The 19,982-nt window shown below is 46.0% G+C and carries 21 protein-coding genes; 11 read left to right on the forward strand and 10 right to left on the reverse strand.

All coding sequences use genetic code 11. From position 1 onward, the window contains the following. The first annotated feature begins 4 nt into the window (after positions 1-4). The 6 genes from pstA (at position 5) to FE785_RS02900 (ending at position 6,491) form a co-directional block, all read left to right on the forward strand. Positions 5-1,645, forward strand: a complete 1,641-nt coding sequence (gene pstA / locus FE785_RS02875) for a phosphate ABC transporter permease PstA (RefSeq protein WP_138564227.1) — start codon at positions 5-7, stop codon at positions 1,643-1,645. Positions 1,646-1,737: 92 nt separating this feature from the next. Further along, complete coding sequence (pstB, locus tag FE785_RS02880; protein WP_138564229.1) at positions 1,738-2,556, forward strand: phosphate ABC transporter ATP-binding protein PstB; 819 nt, start codon at positions 1,738-1,740, stop codon at positions 2,554-2,556. Positions 2,557-2,594: 38 nt separating this feature from the next. Continuing rightward, positions 2,595-3,329 carry a phosphate signaling complex protein PhoU gene (gene phoU / locus FE785_RS02885; RefSeq protein WP_138564231.1) on the forward strand — a complete coding sequence of 245 codons (735 nt, stop codon included), beginning with the start codon at positions 2,595-2,597 and terminating at the stop codon, positions 3,327-3,329. 21 nt (positions 3,330-3,350) lie between these two features. Beyond that, positions 3,351-4,043 (forward strand): phosphate regulon transcriptional regulator PhoB, encoded by a 693-nt coding sequence (gene phoB / locus FE785_RS02890; protein ID WP_138564233.1) that lies wholly within the window; start codon positions 3,351-3,353, stop codon positions 4,041-4,043. Next, positions 4,043-5,326 carry a phosphate regulon sensor histidine kinase PhoR gene (gene phoR / locus FE785_RS02895; protein WP_138564235.1) on the forward strand — a complete coding sequence of 428 codons (1,284 nt, stop codon included), beginning with the start codon at positions 4,043-4,045 and terminating at the stop codon, positions 5,324-5,326. The genes phoB and phoR overlap by 1 nt, the downstream gene beginning before the upstream one ends. A 205-nt stretch (positions 5,327-5,531) precedes the next feature. Beyond that, complete coding sequence (locus FE785_RS02900; RefSeq protein WP_138564237.1) at positions 5,532-6,491, forward strand: PstS family phosphate ABC transporter substrate-binding protein; 960 nt, start codon at positions 5,532-5,534, stop codon at positions 6,489-6,491. 65 nt (positions 6,492-6,556) lie between these two features. Here FE785_RS02900 and FE785_RS02905 read toward each other — a convergent pair whose 3' ends face one another. Continuing rightward, positions 6,557-6,808: a 2Fe-2S iron-sulfur cluster-binding protein gene (locus tag FE785_RS02905; protein ID WP_138564239.1), complete on the reverse strand. Its 252-nt coding sequence runs from the start codon at positions 6,806-6,808 to the stop codon at positions 6,557-6,559. A gap of 153 nt (positions 6,809-6,961) precedes the next feature. Between FE785_RS02905 and FE785_RS02910 the strand changes: the two genes are divergently transcribed. Next, the gene (locus FE785_RS02910; protein ID WP_238696321.1) at positions 6,962-7,810 is read left to right on the forward strand and encodes an ion transporter; all 849 of its coding nucleotides are present in this window, start codon (positions 6,962-6,964) and stop codon (positions 7,808-7,810) included. A gap of 82 nt (positions 7,811-7,892) precedes the next feature. On the opposite strand, the gene FE785_RS02915 is transcribed toward FE785_RS02910, so the two are convergent. Together FE785_RS02915 and FE785_RS02920 are read right to left on the reverse strand one after the other, a co-directional pair. Then, positions 7,893-8,627: a VIT1/CCC1 transporter family protein gene (locus FE785_RS02915; protein WP_138564241.1), complete on the reverse strand. Its 735-nt coding sequence runs from the start codon at positions 8,625-8,627 to the stop codon at positions 7,893-7,895. 40 nt (positions 8,628-8,667) lie between these two features. Then, a complete protein-coding gene (locus tag FE785_RS02920) occupies positions 8,668-9,180 on the reverse strand; it encodes a DsrE family protein (RefSeq protein ID WP_138564243.1) in 513 nt (170 codons plus the stop codon). 181 nt (positions 9,181-9,361) lie between these two features. On the opposite strand from FE785_RS02920, the gene FE785_RS02925 reads away from it, so the two are divergent. After that, a complete protein-coding gene (locus tag FE785_RS02925; protein WP_138564245.1) occupies positions 9,362-9,667 on the forward strand; it encodes a BolA family protein in 306 nt (101 codons plus the stop codon). Here FE785_RS02925 and FE785_RS02930 read toward each other — a convergent pair whose 3' ends face one another. The 6 genes from FE785_RS02930 to FE785_RS02955 form a co-directional block, all read right to left on the reverse strand. Continuing rightward, the gene (locus FE785_RS02930) at positions 9,668-10,246 is read right to left on the reverse strand and encodes a hypothetical protein (RefSeq protein ID WP_138564247.1); all 579 of its coding nucleotides are present in this window, start codon (positions 10,244-10,246) and stop codon (positions 9,668-9,670) included. It abuts the gene before it with no gap. 24 nt (positions 10,247-10,270) lie between these two features. Further along, the gene (locus tag FE785_RS02935; protein ID WP_138564249.1) at positions 10,271-11,125 is read right to left on the reverse strand and encodes a symmetrical bis(5'-nucleosyl)-tetraphosphatase; all 855 of its coding nucleotides are present in this window, start codon (positions 11,123-11,125) and stop codon (positions 10,271-10,273) included. A 14-nt stretch (positions 11,126-11,139) separates the two neighbouring features. Next, positions 11,140-11,964, reverse strand: a complete 825-nt coding sequence (gene rsmA / locus FE785_RS02940; protein ID WP_138564251.1) for a 16S rRNA (adenine(1518)-N(6)/adenine(1519)-N(6))-dimethyltransferase RsmA — start codon at positions 11,962-11,964, stop codon at positions 11,140-11,142. Positions 11,965-11,975: 11 nt separating this feature from the next. Beyond that, positions 11,976-12,998 (reverse strand): 4-hydroxythreonine-4-phosphate dehydrogenase PdxA, encoded by a 1,023-nt coding sequence (gene pdxA, locus FE785_RS02945; protein ID WP_138564253.1) that lies wholly within the window; start codon positions 12,996-12,998, stop codon positions 11,976-11,978. A 112-nt stretch (positions 12,999-13,110) separates the two neighbouring features. Further along, entirely contained in the window at positions 13,111-14,421 is a 1,311-nt protein-coding gene (locus FE785_RS02950; protein WP_168188898.1) for a peptidylprolyl isomerase, read from the reverse strand. A gap of 11 nt (positions 14,422-14,432) precedes the next feature. Further along, positions 14,433-16,805 carry an LPS-assembly protein LptD gene (locus FE785_RS02955; protein ID WP_138564257.1) on the reverse strand — a complete coding sequence of 791 codons (2,373 nt, stop codon included), beginning with the start codon at positions 16,803-16,805 and terminating at the stop codon, positions 14,433-14,435. 57 nt (positions 16,806-16,862) lie between these two features. On the opposite strand from FE785_RS02955, the gene FE785_RS02960 reads away from it, so the two are divergent. From FE785_RS02960 to FE785_RS02970, 3 genes are read left to right on the forward strand one after another with little or no spacing between them, the layout of a single operon-like run. Continuing rightward, the gene (locus FE785_RS02960; RefSeq protein ID WP_138564259.1) at positions 16,863-17,900 is read left to right on the forward strand and encodes an aminoglycoside phosphotransferase family protein; all 1,038 of its coding nucleotides are present in this window, start codon (positions 16,863-16,865) and stop codon (positions 17,898-17,900) included. A 6-nt stretch (positions 17,901-17,906) separates the two neighbouring features. Then, complete coding sequence (murU, locus tag FE785_RS02965; RefSeq protein ID WP_238696324.1) at positions 17,907-18,638, forward strand: N-acetylmuramate alpha-1-phosphate uridylyltransferase MurU; 732 nt, start codon at positions 17,907-17,909, stop codon at positions 18,636-18,638. Between the two features lie 6 nt (positions 18,639-18,644). Continuing rightward, positions 18,645-19,373, forward strand: a complete 729-nt coding sequence (locus FE785_RS02970; RefSeq protein ID WP_202978319.1) for a pseudouridine synthase — start codon at positions 18,645-18,647, stop codon at positions 19,371-19,373. Positions 19,374-19,459: 86 nt separating this feature from the next. Here the strand turns inward: FE785_RS02970 and FE785_RS02975 are convergent, their stop codons facing one another. Beyond that, the gene (locus FE785_RS02975) at positions 19,460-19,672 is read right to left on the reverse strand and encodes a cold-shock protein (RefSeq protein WP_138564261.1); all 213 of its coding nucleotides are present in this window, start codon (positions 19,670-19,672) and stop codon (positions 19,460-19,462) included. Between the last annotated feature and the right edge of the window lie 310 nt (positions 19,673-19,982).

A 19,982-nucleotide genomic window follows, 5' to 3' on the forward strand; every position in this document is an offset into this window, starting at 1 on the left:
ATTAATGAAAGCATGGATGAATAAAGGTGAACACTGGATCTGGTTGAGTTCGGCCATGGTCAGTATCAGCGTGGTATTGGTTTTCGGTTTGATCGCCATGATTACCTATAAGGGGGCGGTTCATTTCTGGCCGCATTCGGTATATGAATTTCAGGTTAATGAAAACGGTAAGGTAAACAAGGTCATCGGTGAGATTCGCGATTCCAAAACGCGAGAATTGATGAACCCTGAGACCGGTGCTGAAGAAGAGGTCAAGCAGTACTTGATCAAGGTCGGTAACCGTGATGTTTACGGTATCGATTTCCGCTGGATTAACGCCGATCAATTCGTTTCGCCGATGGATAAGTTGGCTGATGATGTCATCGTTATCGAGCGTTATGAGTACGGTAATGTGTTTGGTCATCTGGTAGAAGGTCAATTTGACGGACAGACGATTACCGAAGAAACGGAAGTCTTAGCGGAGCTTAGTAAGCGTGTAGAAGAAAGTGCCAGAACGCATGATGAGATTCGTTATATCGAAAAAATCCTGATTGGTGAAATCAACTATGAGATTCAGGAACTGCGCTACGAAGAGAAAAAATTACGCGCTGAAAACCTGTTTACCGATGCGGAAGCCGCGCGTTTGGATGCAGAGCGTGCCGAGTTGCAAAAAGCGTTTGAAGCCCACCAAAAAGATACTGCGGTGCTTTATAAGAAGTTGGCGAACTTCGGTCAGGTGACCGTGGAAATCAGCAACGGTCAGCGTATGACGGTACCTTTAAAGAAGATTGTCCATATCTGGCGACCTAACAATATGTCGACAATGGATAAGTTAGGCTTCTTTATGAACAGTTTGGGCAACTTCCTCGTCGATGACCCACGTGAGGCAAATACCGAAGGTGGGATTTTCCCGGCGATGATCGGTACCATCACCATGGTATTGTTAATGACGATTCTGGTTACGCCGATGGGAGTGATTGCCGCGATCTATATGCGTGAGTACGCCAAAGACGGTCCGATTTTGCGTTTGGTGCGAATCTCGATCAATAACCTGGCGGGGGTGCCATCGATTGTATTTGGTATTTTCGGTTTAGGTTTCTTTGTCTATATTCTTGGGGGCAGTATTGATGAACTGTTTTATGGTTATGCCTTGCCAAGCCCAACCTTCGGAACGCCGGGGCTATTGTGGGCATCATTGACTATGGCGCTATTGACGCTGCCGGTGGTGATTGTTTCTACCGAAGAAGGTCTGGCACGTATTCCACGTTCTTTGCGTGAGGGTGGTTTGGCCCTAGGGGCAACCAAAGCCGAAACCATTATGAAGATAGTTTTACCGATGGCGACACCGGCGATTATGACCGGTTTGATTTTGGCGATTGCGCGTGCTGCCGGTGAGGTGGCGCCGCTGATGTTGGTTGGTGTTGTTAAGCTGGCTCCTGAATTGCCGGTTGATGCGATCGCACCGTTTGTCCATCTTGATCGTAAGTTCATGCACCTAGGTTTCCATATCTACGATGTCGGTTTCCAGAGCCCGAACGTCGAAGCGTCTCAGCCTTTAGTTTATGCAACATCTTTACTATTGGTCATTATCATTGTTAGTTTGAACTTGGGAGCGATTTCGATTCGTAACCGACTTCGTGAAAAATATAAGTCGCTTGATAACTAATTTAAAATTTGCAAACACTTGCCTGACTTGTAAGCGGGCAGCAAAACTTTTTAGGTAACGGCATCGGCGGTTACCGACCTGAGGAAAATTTTATGAGTGAGCACAACCTGTCAATTTCTATGGATCGTGAAGATAGAGCTTTATCTTTGGATAATGAAAAGATTGCCATTGAGGTGAAGGACTGGAACCTGTTTTATGGTGAAAAACAGGCGCTAAACAGCATCAATATGGTCGTGCCGGAAAACCGTGTCACCGCGTTTATCGGTCCATCAGGTTGCGGTAAATCAACCTTGTTACGCTGTTTCAATCGTATGAACGATTTGATTGATATTGTCCGCGTTGAAGGTGATATGACTCTGCACGGTGATGACATGTATGCGAAAAACATGGATGTCGCCGCTTTACGTCGCCGCGTCGGTATGGTGTTCCAGAAGCCAAACCCGTTTCCAAAGTCAATTTATGAAAATGTCTGTTATGGTTTGAGATTACAAGGTATCACGGATAAAACCATATTGGACGAAACGGTTGAGTGGGCGTTGAAAGGTGCCGGACTCTGGGATGAGGTAAAAGACCGTTTGGATGAGAATGCGTTAGGTATGTCGGGCGGTCAGCAGCAGCGTTTATGTATTGCCCGTGCGATTGCCATCAAGCCGGAAGTGTTACTGCTTGATGAGCCGACTTCCGCACTTGACCCGATTTCGACTCTGGCGATTGAAGAGTTGATTTTCGAATTGAAAAAAGAATTCACGATTTTGATTGTTACCCACAATATGCAACAGGCGGCTCGTGTATCCGATTACACCGCCTTTATGTATATGGGTGACTTGATCGAATATACGGATACAGACAGCTTGTTCACCAATCCACAGGTCAAGCGAACTGAAGATTATATTACTGGGCGTTACGGTTAATTTATTAAGTTGGTCAAGCACCAAAAAGAGATAAACAGATGGAAAGAACAGAGTTTAAAACTCATATTTCAGCGCAATACAATCGCAACCTAGAGGACTTGTTCAACCATGTCCTGGCAATGGGTGGTCTGGTTGAGGGACAGCTTAATAATGCCATTGAAGCGATTAAGGGATCAAACTCAACCCTAGCTTCGGAGATTAAGCATTCGGACAAGTTCGTTAATAAGCACGAAGTTGAAATCGATAGTCTTTGTGCCCGTGTATTGGCTCGTCAGCAGCCTACCGCTTCGGATCTGCGTTTAATCGTTAGCGCTATCCGCATTGCCGTCGATTTGGAACGTATCGGTGATGAGAGTGTCAATGCCTCGCGTTTGGCGGCGAAAATGGCCGATGTGGAAGAGATCGCCATCGAAACTCTTCCTGGCTATAAAGCATTGCTGGAGATGATCACCATTGATCTGAATATTCTGAAAATGGTACTAACCTGTTTCTCTCAGCTGGACTTGGATCGTCTCGAAGAAGTGATTGCCGATGATGTTCGTATCACCGAAATCAAACAGGACTCTTTGCAAGAGATTCAGGACTCTCTGAATAGTCATCATGGTTTGGCGGAATACACCATGCAGATGATTTCTTCAATCCGTGCTGCAGAACGTATTTCCGCGCATATCGTTAATATTGCTGAGAGTGTTGTTTACCTGATTAACGGCAAAGACGTGCGCAGTATGAACAGTGATAAATTAACCGAGTTTTTATCTCGAATCGATAAGTAACTGTAACCAGACGGGTCTGACATGAGTAAGCAGAAGGTATTGGTAGTAGAAGACGAAGCGGCTATCCGTGATATGCTCAAATTCACCTTAAGCGCTTCGGATTATGAGGTGATTGAAGCATCCAATGCCGAAGACGGCTGGAAATTGGCTCTAGAGAGTGCTCCTGATCTGATTTTATTGGATTGGATGATGCCCGGCACCTCTGGGGTTCAATTGGCGAAACGATTGCGTCAGAACGATAAAACCCGTTCCATTGCAATGATTATGCTTACCGCTCGTGACGGGGAAGAGGATCAGGTTCAGGGGTTCGATGCCGGTGCCGATGATTATGTGATCAAGCCATTCTCACCCCGCGCTTTGGTTGCACGTATTCAAGCCTTGCTTAGACGTCAGTCCAATGACATTGTCGACAGTGATGTTCTCCATTCCGGTGCCATGGCGTTGGATATGGAATCTCATCGTTTTTTTGTCAATAATGAAGAGATTAAACTGGGGCCAACCGAGTTTAAGTTGATTCATTTCTTTATGACCCATCCTAATCGTGTTTATTCGCGTGCTCAACTGCTTGACCATGTCTGGGGTGTCAATGTGGTGGTTGAAGAGCGTACCGTTGATGTGCATATCCGCCGTCTGCGTAAATTGCTTGAACCGGTCGAGGTCGCCGACTACATTCAAACCATCCGTGGTTCCGGTTACCGCTTTTCGGTGAACTGATGCTGAGCAATGCTATCAAAAGTGAGTTAAGCTGGTTATTCAGCAGCTTTCTGGTAGTGTTCTTTTTTGCCTGGATTACCGGCCTTTGGCTTGCCAGTTTTAGCGCCTATTTCATCTATTACGTTTTCCGTCATCTGCTCAATATGTCGCGTTTCGAGCGTTGGATGGATCGCCGTTCGTCTACTTATAGTCCTCCTGACTCCGGTTTTTGGGAGGAATTGAGTTATCTGGTCAATAAAAAACAGCGCGCGCTGGAAAAACACGCCGATATAAACCTTTATAAATCCGAGCAGTTCAAAGCGGCGTCGATGTTGATTCCCGATGCGATTGTTTCGTTGGATAAACGCGACAATATCGAATGGTTCAATCCGATTTCCAAAACCATGTTAGGGATGCGCCACCAGGATATCGGCTGTAAAATTGAGTCGGTTATCCGTCAGCCTGAATTCATCCAGTATCTACGTCGAGGGCAATTCGATAAAGCCTTGACTTTGACGGCCATTCAGCATCAATCACGTACCTTTGAGGTACGGATTTTCAGTTATTTTGAAGACCATAAACTTGTTGTTGTCAGGGATATCACTGAGCTGTATCAATTAGCGCAAATCCGTCGTGATTTTATCGCCAACGCTTCTCATGAATTACGCACGCCTCTGACCGTATTGCGCGGTTATCTGGAAGTTATGCTCGATACCCCGGGCAGCCATCAAAATGCCTGGCAGGTGCCGTTGCAGCATATGGAAACCCAGGCACATCGAATGCAGGCTATTATTGAAGACCTGTTGGCTTTATCGACGATCGAGTCCGGTTCCATCAACCGCTCAAAATCAGTCGTATCGGTTGCAAGCTTATTACATCAGATTGAAAAGGATGCGCAGCGCCTCGGCGGTGTAAATCATAAGTTCAGCTTTGAGATTGACGATCATCTGACGTTGGAAGGTTATGAAGAATCGCTGAAAAGCCTGTTTATGAACCTTGTGTCGAACGCGGTACGTTATTCACCGGAAGGGGGGGATATCAAGGTACGTTGGTTCAAACATAACCAACAGGCGGTTTTTGAGGTGATTGATGAAGGTATCGGCATCGCCCAGGAGCATATTCCGCGTTTAACAGAACGTTTTTATCGGGTTGATGCCGACCGTTCGCGTGGCACGGGCGGAACCGGTCTCGGATTGGCAATCGTCAAGCATGTGCTGGAAAGGCATAACGGTCAATTGCAGATTGACAGTGTCGTGGGCAAGGGCAGTTGTTTTCGTTGTGTCTTTCCTTTGTCATCGAAATAACACGGTAAATTGTCCCGATTTCGATTAAAAACCTTTAATAAATCAATAGTCTTTTTCAGTTTTATCCATTCTTATAAAAACATTTAATTTCGTTAAATGTCATCAATTTGTCATATTAGTGTCAATTTAGTTTTATGAACCGTCTCTACAATAGGATCCCGTATTCAAGCTATTTACCTTTTTTAAAAATATTTGGAGTATAACCATGAAAAAAGCCAACCTTCTTATGGCAATGGGTCTAAGCGCAGTAATGGCAACATCAACTGCTTACGCGGTAGATGATCTACCTAACTACGAAAAAGTTTCGGGTGTTTCTGGAAGCGTTTCTTCTGTTGGTTCTGATACGCTAGCGAACCTAATGACGCTTTGGGCTGAAGAATTCAAGCGTGCCTACCCTAACGTAAACATCCAGATCCAGGCTGCGGGTTCATCTACTGCTCCTCCAGCGCTAACAGAAGGTACTTCTAACATCGGTCCTATGAGCCGTAAGATGAAGTCTAAAGAGATCGCGATGTTCGAATCAAAGCATGGTTATAAGCCAACAGCTATCGGTGTTGCTATCGATGCGCTAGCGGTTTATGTCAACAAAGACAACCCAATCAACGAATTGACGATCTCTCAGGTCGATGCAATCTTCTCTTCAACACGTAAGTGTGGTGCTAAAGAAGACGTTTCAACTTGGGGTCAGGTTGGTGCCGAAGGTACTCTTGCAAACAAGACTATCCAGATTTATGGTCGTAACTCGGTTTCTGGTACTTACGGTTACTTCAAGAAAAAAGCACTTTGTAAAGGTGACTACAAGTCTTCTGTAAATGAGCAGCCAGGTTCAGCGTCTGTTGTTCAGTCTGTGACAGCATCGCTTAACGGTATCGGTTACTCAGGTATCGGTTATAAGACAGCGGGTGTTAAGGCAATCGCTATTTCAAAGAAAGACAATGGTAAATATGTGGCACCAAGCAACGCGACAGCACTTGACGGTACTTACCCTCTAGCACGTGTACTTTATGTATATGTCAACAAGGCCCCTAACAAGCCGGTTGAGCCAGTAATGGGTGAATTCTTGAAGCTTGTTCTTTCTAAGCAAGGTCAGGAAGCGGTTGTTAAGGACGGTTATATCCCGGTTCCAGCTAATTTTGCAGCCAAGCAGCTGGCTAAACTTAAGTAATTTAAGTCAAGCTGAGAACAAAAAACCCGCCATTGGCGGGTTTTTTTATGTCTGCGATTTGTGAATTAAATCAAATCAATTTCGACATCGGTCACAGGGATCACGCTACAGGTCAGGATTTCGCCTTTACGTGGTTCATATACCGGTGATTGGATTTCTTCCACTTCGCCCGAAATCAATCTTACCGAGCAAGCGCCACAGTTACCGCCACGGCAACTATAGGGCATATCAAAGCCGTTTTCATCCAGTGCATCAAGCATTGAAAACTGACCGTCAAACTCGCATTCACCTTGTCCGATTACAGTGATTTTTGCCATGATAAATTTATTTCCTGTTCTCATTGAAAAATTCTATTGTAACAACTATAGCATAGGTACAATAAGCTGATTTTTCGATCAAGGTTCCATTCGGGAATCCTGTGAATAAATTTCCACTTAATTAATTAACTATTTGCTAAGAGGGCAGAATAGATGAACGGTGCTGCAATGAATATGAGCGCATGGCAGAAATTTCAAAATCGTTTTAAGGCGATTCGTGACAATAAGGTCTTTGAACTGTTTGTTATCGGTGTGATTATTTTTTCATCGTTGATGATTGGTGTTCGTACCTATCCTTTACCGAGTATGGCGGAAACCATTTTGTGGGGGCTGGATTATGCCGTTACTTTGTTTTTCGTGATTGAAATCAGTATTCGTATGGCCGCTGAGGAGCGGTTGCGTGACTTCTTTAAAAAGGGTTGGAATATCTTTGACTTTGTCATAGTCGTGGTCAGCTTGATTCCGTTGGATGATTCCGAATATGCATTGATTGCGCGTATGCTGCGTCTATTCAGGGTAATGCGTTTGATTTCATTTATTCCAGAACTGCGCGTTTTGGTGAGTGCTTTAATCACTTCCTTACCGCGTATGGGATATGTGGCCTTGTTGATGTTTATTATTTTCTATCTGTATGCGGTGATCGGCAATCTGATGTTCTCCACGATCAATCCAGTTCTATGGGGCGATTTGGGCATTTCTTTATTGACCCTGTTCCGTGTAGCGACGTTTGAGGACTGGACCGATGTGATGTATGAAACCATGACGGTCTATAAGTTAAGTTGGATGTATTTCATCTCGTTTATCTTTTTCTCGGCATTCGTTTTCTTGAATATGATGATCGGTATTGTGGTCGATGTGCTGGATGAAGAGCATAAAAAAATGGAGCTGGAAAAAACCGGCGAACAACAGCAGGAACAGCAAGCATTTGAAGCCGATTTAAAAGCTCAGGTCGATGAGCTTAACCGTAAACTCGATCTGCTTTTGGTGAATCAAAAACCGTAGTGTGAAAGCCTGTCAATCGACAAATAAAAAGCCCGTTATGAAAGTTTCATAACGGGCTTTTTTATTAATCAATGGTTAAGATTCAACCGGCAACGCCAAATATCATACCGACCCAAGTCGTGACTGCCATGGCAATACTTCCCCAGATCACCATGCGTATACCGCCTTTGAGTTTATTGGCGCCACCAATCCAGGCGGCAATCGCACCGAGTATTCCCAATAAAATCAGTGATGAAATAGCGGTTGTCCAACCGAGATTCTCATAAGGGAAAAACACCACCACCAATACAGGGACGATACCGCCGCCGATAAACGAGCACGCCGATGCGAATGCGGCTTGTAGCGGATTGGCGCTGTGAATTTCGGAAAGCCCCAATTCATCACGCATATGGGCATCCAAGGCATCATGTTCCATCAGTTCATGGGCTACTTGAAAGGCGGTTTGTTCACTAACGCCGCGCGCCATGTAGATTCCGGCCAGTTCGGCTTTTTCCTCTTCCCAGTTGTCTGCCAAAGCTTGGCGTTCAATCGCCAAGTCGGCTTTTTCGGTATCGGACTGGGAACTTACCGATACATATTCTCCGGCGGCCATTGATAAGGCGCCGGCGGCTAGGGCGGCGATGGCCACTAAGAGAATATAGTCACGTTCGGCACCGGCGGCATAGACACCGACAATCAAACTGACAACAGAAATAATCCCGTCATTCGCACCCAGTACCGCGGCTCTTAGCCAGCCCATACGGTGACTGAAATGCTGTTCTTCAATATGCTGATCAATTAAATCAATATCCCAACTTTCAGTTTGACTATCGTTCATCTACAGCTCCTTCATTTGGCGTTATCGGTTTGCTACAGGATTACCACACCAGTAACTTATAACCTTCTTCCTGCAACTCCATCAATGCTGCCGCGCCGACCTCGGCGTACTCGGCAAAAGGTCTCATATCTGCATGGTTCCAATGGATGGTATTCATAGTATTACCACAGGCGATCCAACGAACCTTATAGTCTTTGGCAAAGCTGGCAACACGCTCATAAGTCAGCGGTTCGACTTCGCGTTTGGGTTCATTGGCAAGTACATGCAGTCCTGGGCCAATCGCTACTACGGCGATATCGACATTGTCGCCATAACGTTTAATCATGGCTTGAATCGAATTGAGGATGGCTGTTTGATATCCCGGATCGGACTTGTTGAACATATAAACCGCCTTGTGTTCGGCCGGGTCGCCAGGAAAGCGATCCGATGGCGGGTCTTGCAACTCTGGTACCGGTTTTAATTGAAATCCGCTAGTGCTGTTTTCGGCGCTACAGGCGGTTTGCGAAAAGCCGATTAAGCTAAAACTCAATAGTATCGATAAAATTGCACGCATGTGAGAGGTTCCTTTGTCTTAGTGTTTTTTGCGGAAAATTTAGAGTTAAGCGCTGTGAATCACACCGCGGTGACTATGTTTTCATTGTATGACGAGTCTATAATAATAGCGATGCTAATTCTTACAAATTGGCTTATAGCAGTGGATTAGCCGATTTTATTAGAGTTTTAAGGGAAAGCAAATGTTGCAAACACAGATAGAACAGATAATAACAGACCGGTTCCAAATTGCGTTTATGCAGCTTGATAATGAAAGTCATATGCATTCCGGCCCGGCGAGCGAATCGCATTTTAAATTGACATTGGTCAGTGAGGATTTTATCGGTCAGAATAAGGTAAAGCGTCATCAGGCGGTTTATAAGGCTTTAGTGGAGTTGATGCCTCAGTTTCATGCCTTGGCTTTGCATACCTATACGCCGCAAGAGTGGCAGGAAAAGGGGGGGCATATTCCACTGTCACCAAAGTGCGCAGGTGGTTCCAAGCGCTGATCAGGACTGCGCTTGTTCCAAATCCCCATCCTCTTCGTAGTCCGGATTCAGGTGAGGGTAGGTCAAGTGCCAGATATGAGTGAACTTCTCTTCATTAAGACGTTTTTGCAGCAATAGAATCGCTTGAATGTACTGTTCGATATAGAGATATTTGCGTTTACGCACCGACTGACATAAATGGCGGTATTTTTGCGGTAGAAAGTGGCGAAAATGGTAGAGAAGGCCAAATTCCCCTTCAATTTCACCGATACGCCGCATGACTTCTTCTCTGGCGGCGAGTCGATAATTATTTTCCTGACCGTCATACATGCGGCCAATCCAATAAAGGATAGCGGCGGTCGATAAAAAAGCGATAATCGGACTATCAAACACAAAGCCGCCAATCAATGTCGCCGAAACCAATACAATCGCGCTGACCGGAACCGTCAACACCGAAATCCAAATATGATCCCCTTTAAGGTCATGAGCGATTTCGCGCATATTGAACTGATGCACATCGATCGAATGGAGGCGTCTCAGCATCTCTTCCGCAGTCGGTATATTCGGATCAATTTGTTCTTCGTAAAGCTGATTATCCATAGTCTTTATCAATTAGCTGTTGGTTTAAGCATTGGCTTTGGGTTTGCATTGCTGATTACAATCAACAGTATATCGCCGTTTCTCTTCCAATGCATAGGCTGTCAATTTTCCGCCCCATAAGCAACCTGTATCGGTGGCATGAACCTGATAAGCATCAACTGCACCAAGAGTCGACCAGTGGCCAAAAAATATCTCATAATCTTTATTGCGTCGATTATCGAAGACAAACCAAGGCTGATATTTCTCGTTACTGTCATTGGAGGCTTCAGGAGCCATTTTACGCTTGAATTCGAGTTTGCCGGAGGCATCACAATAACGCATACGAGCAAATGCATTAACGATATAGCGTAATCGATCCCAGCCTTGTAGACCATCGTGCCATTTTTTCGGTTCCGAGCCAAACATATGCTGACAAAGAAATTCCTGCCAATCATTGGCAGCAAGGTGCTGTTCGACTTCGGCGGCGTAGTTGAGCGCTTCTTCAATGCTCCATTGTGGCGGGATGCCGGCATGAACCATTACCGCGTGATAAAGCGGATGCTTTACCATTAGCGGTTGCAGGCGGAGCCAATCCATCAGCTCGTCGACATCATCGGCTTGCAGAATTTCGCTCAGGGTATCGGATTTGGAGACGAATTTATCCAAGCCGGCGTAGGCGGCAAGCAGATGGAAATCATGATTACCGAGCACCATGCTTGCCTGTTGGTTTTCACAGGCCTGTTTGACAAATCTCAAGCATTGCAAGGATTCCGGACCACGGTTGACAATGTCGCCGACAAACCATAGATAGTCTTGTCCGGGCTGATAGTCGACTTGTTTGAGCAGCTTTTTCAACGGTTGGTAACAGCCTTGCAAATCGCCAATCACATAAGTCGTCATATTCGAGCTGCTCCTTAGACTTGTGAGTTCAGTTGGTAATAAAGGTTGGCCAGTTTGACAAACTGCTCAACGCTAAGCGCTTCCGCTCGTGCACCGGGATCAACCTCACAGCGGACAATCTGCTCACTATCAAGCCATCCCTTGAGGTTATTGCGCAAAGTCTTACGTTTTTGGCTAAAGGCCTGCTTCACCAGCTCGGCAAATGCCTGTTCATTGTCGGCAATAAAAGGTTTTTGCTGATATGGCAGGAGACGGACAATCGCCGAATCCACTTTGGGTGGGGGAGTAAAGTTTTCCGGCCCAACGGTAAACAGGTACTCGCACTGGCAAGCGTATTGCATCATCACGCTTAAACGGCCATAGGTCTTGTTGCCAGGCGCGGCACAAATACGGTCAACCACTTCTTTTTGTAGCATAAAGTGCATATCGGTAATGTGCTCACTGTAGTTCAATAGGTGAAACATCAGTGGGCTGGAAATATTGTAGGGCAGGTTGCCGACTACACGTAGCGGCTGTTGCGGCAAAAACTCCAACAGTTGACCGTAATCAAAGGTCAACGCATCGGTATGATGCAGATTGAAAGCCGGCTTGCTGGCAAAACGAATTTTCAATGGCGCAATCAGGTCATTATCGATCTCGATAATATCCATTCGTTTGACCACATTGATCAGCGGTTCGGTCAAAGCCGCTTCACCCGGACCGATTTCAACCATGTGGTCATCGGCTTTGGGGCGAATCGATGCGACTATCTGGTCGATAATACGACCGTTATTTAAGAAGTTTTGGCCGAACTGTTTCTTATGCTTGTGGCCGGATTTTTTGGGTTTGTTTTGAGCCATGAGTTCGCCTGTTAGTCTGTGGTTGGGAGGTTTAGGCTGGGAATCATTTCCAGTGCGACATCAATCGCATATAAAAAACTGCCGGTATCGGCTTGTCCGCTACCGGCCAGATCCAAGGCAGTACCATGATCCACCGAGGTGCGCACAAAAGGCAGGCCTAGAGTGATATTGACCGCTTTACCAAAGCCCATGTGTTTTAAGACCGGTAAGCCCTGATCATGGTACATCGCCAAGACCGCATCGGCTTGCTGCATATATTTCGGGGTAAATAGCGTGTCTGCCGGTAAAGGGCCTTGTAAAGACATCTTACCGTTAAGTTTAGCCAATGTCGGTTCGATCACTTCGATTTCTTCACGCCCCATATGACCGTTTTCTCCAGCATGTGGGTTTAATCCGGTGACCAGAATGTTCGGGTTTTCAATGCCGAATTGCTGTTTCAACGATTGATGGGTGATATTCAACACATCGGTTAACAGTTTTTCGGTAATCGTTTTAGGGACATCTACCAGAGGAAGATGGGTGGTCGCCAAAGCCACGCGCAAGCCTGGAGTGGCAAGCATCATTACCACTTGATCGGTATTACTGTCTTCCGCCAATAGTTCGGTATGTCCGGTGAACGGCAGTCCGGCCTGATTGATGACACCCTTGTGTACCGGGCCTGTGACCATGGCGGCGAATTCGTTGTGCATACAGCCTTGAATCGCACGTTTCAGCATTTTGATGACATAATCCGCATTGGCGGGGTTCAGCTGTCCGGCCACAACCGGCTCGGCGGTGGCGATATCAAGCAGGAGCATTTCGCCGGCAACGCTGGCTTTTGCCGTTTTATCGGCTTGATAAGCATTGATGGTTAAGGGTAAACCAAGCATTTTGGCGCGCTGCTCAATCAGCTTTTTATCACCAATTACCACCAATTCCACCGGCCAATTCTGCTGCGCCAGTTGAATCACCAAGTCCGGGCCTATGCCGGCCGGCTCACCTGAGGTGATCACTAAGCGGGTGGTTGGATTGCTGTTTTGTTCTGTTGTGTTCATTTTGCGGTCTAAATAATTGTTTGCGATAGCTCGCGATTGATAAATGCTGTCTATTTTAAAACAAAAAGCGGCACTCAAGGTGCCGCTTAGTGGTTAAGACTAAATTAGCTGGTTATTTGATTTGTACATAAGCTTCGTCACGCAAACGTCTTAGCCATAGATCAAACATCTCATTCGCTTTACGGCTACGAATCGCTTGGATCGCTTCTTTACGTTCCTGATCGGAAGCATCGGTGGTTTTACGCACATCATCCAGATAAAGAATCATCCAGCCTTGATCGGTCGCCAAAGGCGGCAGGGCGTTTTTCGCACCCATCTTGGCAACATCGTTTTGGATGACCGGTGGAATTCTGTCCAAAGTACGCCAGCCCAAATCGCTTTCGGCATTCACTTCTTTGGGAATATCTGGGTAACGTTCAAACAGTTTTTGAAAATCTTGAATGCTGTCCATCGACTGAGTGATATCCAAAAGTTGCTGAGGTGTGTTCATGCGATCCACCTTGTCACTCAAGACAATAAAGCGATACAGATGATATTGGACCTGTTCGTTACCGGCACCAGAGCTTTGCTTATCCATCAGCTTGATTAGGTGAAAGCCACTCGGGCTTTCAATAATGGCACTGCTTTGACCTACCGATAGATCGACAATCGCATCGGCAAAGAAGGTCGGCACCTCTTGCTCGTTCATCCAGCCTAGATCACCACCTTGAAGCGCCCGGGCACCATCAGAATGGCGCACCGCCAATTGATTGAAGTCCTCGCCGTTTTCAATACGCTGTTTCAATTGCTTAGCTGTGTTTAGCGCTTGTTCGCGTTGCTGTGCCGTTGCCGACTCGGGCAGCGCGATTAGGATGTGACCCAAACGGATTTGCGTGTTGTTATTGGCCAATTTTTGGCGTTTAAGGTAGTTTTGAATCTCGTTTTCGGTGACTTGAGCTTGGCTTAAAATCTCACGTTCACGTAGCTTTTGAATCAGAATTTGTTTTTCGATACGCTCTCTGGCTTTTTCAAAACCGTTTGCCATCTCGATATTCAAGCGGTTTCTTAGCTCATACAGGCTTAACTTGTTCTCTTGCGCGATGGCTTGCAGCTGATTATTGATTTCATCGTCACTGACGTGAATACCGATCATTTTCGCGCGCTGTTCCTGCAAGATTTCGAAAATCAGGCTGTCCAGTACCTGACTTCGCAAAGCGGCGGTGTCTGAGATGGGAATATTCTGCGCTTTTAAGCTTTGCGCCTGTTCAAACATTTTGCTGTCGAGCTGACTTTTTAAAATGATTTGGTCATTGACCACGGCCACCACCTTATCGAGAAGCTGTTCGGCAGATGCTGTCGGGCTGGCGACAATGGTGGCAAAGGAGGCGCTCAGCGCCAACATTTGTAAAGTCTTTTTCAGTGAGTTTTGAATCAGTTTTGTCATGCGCAAGGCCATTAAAAGTTAAGTTTATTGGTTAAGTCTTGTTTGAATTTAGATTGACTTGAGCTCAATCCTTTCAATTCAAATTGGAACTGGATGCCGTCATTATACAAACCATTTTCCAATTGTGTGCGTTCTGCAATCATTTCTAGCGCCCAGCAACAGGAATCGTAGCGAATTCCGAGTTGGCTCGCGCTGTGACGATTGTCTTTCATATCGTAGCTGGTGTAAATGCCCAAATCCCAGCGATTATTTATACGGGTATAACCGCCAAAGGATAAAAACTCGCTTTCGTCTGCCTGGGTCTTGTTATACAGGCTGTGGTTGATCAGTACAGTGTGTTTGTCATTTTGCCATTTAAGACGGCTGTTGCTGCTCAGCAACGATTGAGAATCCTTATCCAGCTGCATGGTTGATGAGGCGGATAGGTTCTGTTTCTGCACACCGATATGAGCAAAGTAATCCGATACCTTATCGGTTTGCAGGCTGTTGCCGTTTAATCCGACTTTACGGTCTTGCAGATAATAAATCTGACCGATACCGATTTGTGCGATCTGTTCTCCGCTGACCTCATACAGTTTGCTGTTGATGGCCAGGCTTAGCTGGTTGCTATCGGCAATCCGGTCATAACCGCTGAAACGATTCAGGGCAAACAGGTTATTGAAGTCCAAGCTGCGTTCGGCGCTGTCAAACAAAGAGATATCGCTCTGATCGACGTAAGGGGTGTACAGGTACTGCAGTTCCGGTTCCAGCGTTTGGCTGTAGTTTTTGCCGAAAAGCTCTAGATCGCGATCGAAAATCAAATTACCGCGCAGGGCAAACTGCGGCACAAACCGGTTCAAGGTTTCTTTGCCAGTCGGGTTATTGCCGTTATCCTCCATCTGATATTGAGTCTGGTTGGCCACCAGTGTGGTGGTCAGCTTGCCGTAAGGCTTGCGAAGCTGATGCGTCAAACGGGGTGCCAAATGGATACGCAAAGCCTCGGGTTTAGTATGGTTACTGCTGCTGACAGCAAACTGGGTCGCGGTGGCATTGAAATCAAGACGGGTTTGTTGCCAGCTTTTGGAGTAGAGCAGACCGAATTCAGGCAGCTTCTCGTAGTTGTCCGAGCTGTTTTGCAGTTCAAGGTAGTTGAGTACCTGTAAATAGGTAGAGAGATTGCCTTGGCGGTAATTGATTTGAGCATGACGCTGTTTCAAGGTTGCGGTATTCAGAGTTTTATCGACCGGAATATCAGCATAGAAATTTTTATCGGAAACACTGTCCCAGGCAATGCTGCTGCTAAAGCCGTGACCCCATAATTGCTGCGAATCGAATCGCGCACGCCAGCGGTCTTCGTTGTCATAGCTGTCCTGAATCGCACTGAGTTGCAGGCTACCGGCAAATTGTTGGTTTTGTCGGCTATTTTGCGGATTACTCGATTGCTGTAAGAAACGGAATTCATTATCGACAACTAGGCCACGTTTACTCATCGGCATCACGCTAAGCGTATCGTCCATATTAGCGGCGATATTAAAGTAATAGGGTTGCTTGAAGTATTGTTCCGATTGCGTGCTGTTAATCGATTTATAACTACCGGTTTCGGGAAACAATAGACCGCTGGCGCGATCATCCAACGGGTAGTCGAAATAAGGTGTATAGAAAATCGGCACGCCTTTGAAATAGAGCACGGTATTGCGCCCGACTACGCGGCGGCTTTGATTATTGATCTCTAAACTGTCGAATTTGAAGTCCCAGTCTTTCGATTGATCTGTATTCAGCGGGCAGCTTGTCAAACTGGCTTGATCCAGAGAGGTGACTTCGTTTTTCTGATCGCTCTGGATGGATTTGGCCTCGCCATAGGCGCGGCTCGGTAATATTTGATATTCGGTGTTATCCAGTTGGGCCTGTTGTTTTTGGTTGTCGAGCAGGGCTTTTTCGGCTTTGATAATCAAATCATTCTGGTGTATTTCCACATGTCCCGACAACTTGGCCTGCTCGGTCGATTTATTGTAGAGAGCCTGATCGGTTTTAATCACCATGCCGGGCTGTTTGATGACCGCTTGGCCTTGCATCAGGTATTGGTCTTGGCTCGGTTGCGATAGCTGATCCGCCTCAAGCTGCTGTTGGCCTTGAGCGTCAGCGTTGCTCGGAATAGCCGGTTGCGGGCTGATTAATTGCGGTTGGCAGTCAAGTGTGGATTGCGCCCAGGAACTGTTGGTAAAAGTCAAAGAACCGAGTGACGCAACCAATAACGCATGGATAAAAAAGGGCGGTTTTTTGAATAAGCTTTCGCTCAAAGCGAAACAGGGTTTATGGGCGTTATGGCTGGGCGTGACGTGCATTTTCAGCGCAGAGTATGAAGATACTCTAGTTGAGAAGGTATTTTTCGGTTCTGTGTTTGACATCTACTAGATAATCATTAATTATTCGTAAAGTTCTTATTCTAACCGAGTATCACACGAATGGATGAAAGATTTGAGTTGATGTTGCAGTGGTTGCAACAGTTAAGCTTTTTTGACGGATGTGAATTGTCCAAACCGGTGCCGGCTTCAAGTGATGCCAGCTTCAGACGTTATTTTAGGGTCGAGTCACAGGGCGCGGATAAATCCGCTTGCGGCAGCTTTATTATTATGGATGCGCCGCCTGAGCATGAAAATTGTGAACCTTTTATCAAGGTCTCCGAACAGCTCAATAAAATGGGCTTAAATGTCCCTAAGGTTTTGGCAAAAGATCTGCATAAGGGGTTTCTGTTATTAGGTGACTTGGGTTCCATAACCTATTTAAACGCGCTGCATAATAGTGATGAAAGCCGTGCGGATGAGCTTTATCGTCAGGCTCTGCAGGCATTGGTGAAGTTACAGTCGCAGGCAAAAAATGTGGCTGCGCAGTTACCACCTTATGATGCGGTTTTATTGGATAATGAGATGAACCTGTTTAGCGATTGGCTATTGGCAGAGCATCTCCAAGCGCCTCTGGCTAAGAATCAGCAAGCCGACTGGCAGCAAACCAAAGCGCTATTGGCACAATCGGCATTACAGCAACCGAAAACCTATGTCCATCGTGATTATCACAGCCGTAACCTGATGGTTTGTCAGCAGGATAACCCGGGAATCCTCGATTTCCAGGATGCGGTCTATGGCCCTTTAACCTATGATGCGGTGTCTTTATTGCGTGACTGCTATATCGCCTGGCCTAAAGAACAGGTGACAGAATGGCAACGCTATTATTTTCTTGAGTTGGTTCAGGCCGGAATGTTGCAGCAACATGATTGGCAGGATTTTGTTAAGTCGATGGATTTGATGGGCATTCAGCGTCATTTGAAGGCCGCCGGTATTTTCGCGCGCCTATATCACAGAGACGGCAAAGACGGTTATTTGAACGATATTCCGCAGACCTTGCAGTATATCGTTGAGGTCGGTTCGCAATATAAAGAGTTGAGCTGGTTGGTGAAACTGGTGGAAAACACCATGTTACCGCACCCATTACTGCAGCAGGCATAGCGATTTATGAATTCAGCAACACCGATTAAAGCGATGATCCTTGCCGCAGGCCGCGGTAACCGTTTACGACCGATTACCGATACGCTGCCCAAACCGTTGGTACCTTTGTGTGGTAAACCCTTGATTGAATACCATATTGAAAAGCTGGCTCGAAGTGGCGTTGAGGAAATTATTATTAATCATGCCTGGTTGGGTGAACAGATCGAGCAAACCTTGGGCGATGGCTCGCGCTGGGGGGTGAAAATCCTTTATTCGGCCGAACCAGAAGGCGGTTTGGAAACGGCCGGTGGTATTATCAACGCCTTGCCTTTGTTAGGCGAAAATCCTTTTGTATTGATTAACGGTGATGTCTATTGTGATTTTGACTTCAGCGATTTAATTGCCAAGGCACAAACCTTGGCTGTTAAAGAGCAAGGCCAAAACACTGATTTACAGCTGGGTCACCTTTATCTGGTGCCTAGCCCTGAACATAATGCCAAGGGGGATTTCGGGCTGCCAGAAGGGCGGGCTCAAGGACCGGTTTCTGAGCAGGGTGATTATACTTTTTCCGGTTTAAGTGTCCTGCATCCGCAATTGTTTGCTGATATGCCTGTTAGTTTTATTGCGCTGGCACCGATTTTACGTCAGGCGATGCAACAGCAGTCCCTGACCGCTAGCTTGCAAACCGGTCTTTGGTCGGATATCGGTACTCTCGAACGTTTACAGGCGACTGAAGCCCTGCTTTGTCCAAATCGTTAAAAGTCTTTGATTACCTCTACCTGGATGACAACTTCTGACGGCACACGAATCAATAAATGGCTCAGTGAAATGGGCGTATGCTCGCGCCGACAGGCCGATCGTCTCATTGTTCAACAGCAGGTTCAAGTTAATGGCCAATCGGCTACTCTGGGGATGTTGATTGCGCAAAATGATGAGGTGAAAGTGGGGGGTGAATTGATTTCACAGCGCCCGGCAGCGCAATATATCCTTTATTACAAACCGGTCGGCGTGGTGTGTACTCATCAGCTTAGCGTCAAGGATAACTTAGAACAGGCGTTGAATTTCCCAGAGCGGGTTTTTGCCGTCGGTCGACTTGATAGAGCCTCCGAAGGTTTGTTGTTATTAAGCAATCAAGGTGAGATTGTTAATAAAATCATGCGTGCCGAGCATAAACAGCCCAAGAAGTATTATGTTTGGGTGGATAAGCCGGTGACAGCAGGCTTTATCGAGCAGATGTCGCAGGGGGTGGAGATTCTTGGTCAGACGACATTGGCCTGCGAAGTCGAATATATTGGCGAACGGCAGTTTGCCATTACTCTGGTGCAGGGGTTAAACCGCCAGATCAGACGTATGTGTCAAACTCTCGGTTATAAAGTTGAACGACTCCAACGGGTACAAATTATGCATCTGACAAGCGATGCCTTGCCACCGGGTAGTTATCGTCAGCTAACCGATATTGAAATTGCACAGTTATACGCAGCCATAGATTATTAGCTTGGCTGAACTGACGCTATTTCAAAAGAAGTTTTTCTGAAAAAGGCCTGAATGACAGGCCTTTAAGAATTTGTGCGTTATCGGGATTAACCTTCAATAACGACGATATTCTCCGCTTGTGGCCCTTTCTGGCTTTCAGCAATCGAAAACTGAACTTTCTGACCTTCTGCAAGAGTTTTGAAGCCTGTTCCTTCAATTTGACTAAAGTGTGCAAACACATCTGGGCCAGACTCTTGAGAGATAAATCCAAAGCCTTTTGTTTCGTTGAACCATTTAACAGTGCCGGTAGTGGTAGACATAACTAATCCTAAATTTCATAAGTAAAACATGTCTGAATAATCAGACGATAAATCAAGAAGACTGGCACAAAATACTTATGAAAACAGGCGCGTTGCGATCAAACCACGAGTCGGAAAACAGAAATATTTGTACTAACCTTGAAATTCATTATATACAGATTTGTTCGTAAGAAAAGCGAATTTCATAATCCCTTTTAAAATCGTTGTTTTTTTGCATATATTTGCACTTTAGACAGGTTTTTCTTAGCTAACTCATTGATACCGGAGCAGAAAAAGAATCGGTTTATGGATGGCTGTTCAGGCGATAAAA

The organism is Thiomicrorhabdus sediminis (assembly GCF_005885815.1).
In the GTDB taxonomy this organism is placed as follows: domain Bacteria; phylum Pseudomonadota; class Gammaproteobacteria; order Thiomicrospirales; family Thiomicrospiraceae; genus Thiomicrorhabdus; species Thiomicrorhabdus sediminis.

Coding starts and splice junctions, on each gene's coding strand:
- FE785_RS02900 (WP_138564237.1), top strand. CDS start 5,532: ATGAAAAAAGCCAACCTTCTTATGGCAATGGGTCTAAGCGCAGTAATG.
- murU (WP_238696324.1), top strand. CDS start 17,907: ATGAATTCAGCAACACCGATTAAAGCGATGATCCTTGCCGCAGGCCGC.
- pdxA (WP_138564253.1), bottom strand. CDS start 12,998: ATGAACACAACAGAACAAAACAGCAATCCAACCACCCGCTTAGTGATC.
- phoU (WP_138564231.1), top strand. CDS start 2,595: ATGGAAAGAACAGAGTTTAAAACTCATATTTCAGCGCAATACAATCGC.
- FE785_RS02960 (WP_138564259.1), top strand. CDS start 16,863: ATGGATGAAAGATTTGAGTTGATGTTGCAGTGGTTGCAACAGTTAAGC.
- FE785_RS02935 (WP_138564249.1), bottom strand. CDS start 11,125: ATGACGACTTATGTGATTGGCGATTTGCAAGGCTGTTACCAACCGTTG.
- FE785_RS02950 (WP_168188898.1), bottom strand. CDS start 14,421: ATGACAAAACTGATTCAAAACTCACTGAAAAAGACTTTACAAATGTTG.
- FE785_RS02930 (WP_138564247.1), bottom strand. CDS start 10,246: ATGGATAATCAGCTTTACGAAGAACAAATTGATCCGAATATACCGACT.
- FE785_RS02920 (WP_138564243.1), bottom strand. CDS start 9,180: ATGCGTGCAATTTTATCGATACTATTGAGTTTTAGCTTAATCGGCTTT.
- rsmA (WP_138564251.1), bottom strand. CDS start 11,964: ATGGCTCAAAACAAACCCAAAAAATCCGGCCACAAGCATAAGAAACAG.
- phoR (WP_138564235.1), top strand. CDS start 4,043: ATGCTGAGCAATGCTATCAAAAGTGAGTTAAGCTGGTTATTCAGCAGC.
- FE785_RS02915 (WP_138564241.1), bottom strand. CDS start 8,627: ATGAACGATAGTCAAACTGAAAGTTGGGATATTGATTTAATTGATCAG.
- phoB (WP_138564233.1), top strand. CDS start 3,351: ATGAGTAAGCAGAAGGTATTGGTAGTAGAAGACGAAGCGGCTATCCGT.
- pstA (WP_138564227.1), top strand. CDS start 5: ATGAAAGCATGGATGAATAAAGGTGAACACTGGATCTGGTTGAGTTCG.
- FE785_RS02905 (WP_138564239.1), bottom strand. CDS start 6,808: ATGGCAAAAATCACTGTAATCGGACAAGGTGAATGCGAGTTTGACGGT.
- FE785_RS02925 (WP_138564245.1), top strand. CDS start 9,362: ATGTTGCAAACACAGATAGAACAGATAATAACAGACCGGTTCCAAATT.
- FE785_RS02975 (WP_138564261.1), bottom strand. CDS start 19,672: ATGTCTACCACTACCGGCACTGTTAAATGGTTCAACGAAACAAAAGGC.
- FE785_RS02910 (WP_238696321.1), top strand. CDS start 6,962: ATGAACGGTGCTGCAATGAATATGAGCGCATGGCAGAAATTTCAAAAT.
- FE785_RS02955 (WP_138564257.1), bottom strand. CDS start 16,805: ATGTCAAACACAGAACCGAAAAATACCTTCTCAACTAGAGTATCTTCA.
- pstB (WP_138564229.1), top strand. CDS start 1,738: ATGAGTGAGCACAACCTGTCAATTTCTATGGATCGTGAAGATAGAGCT.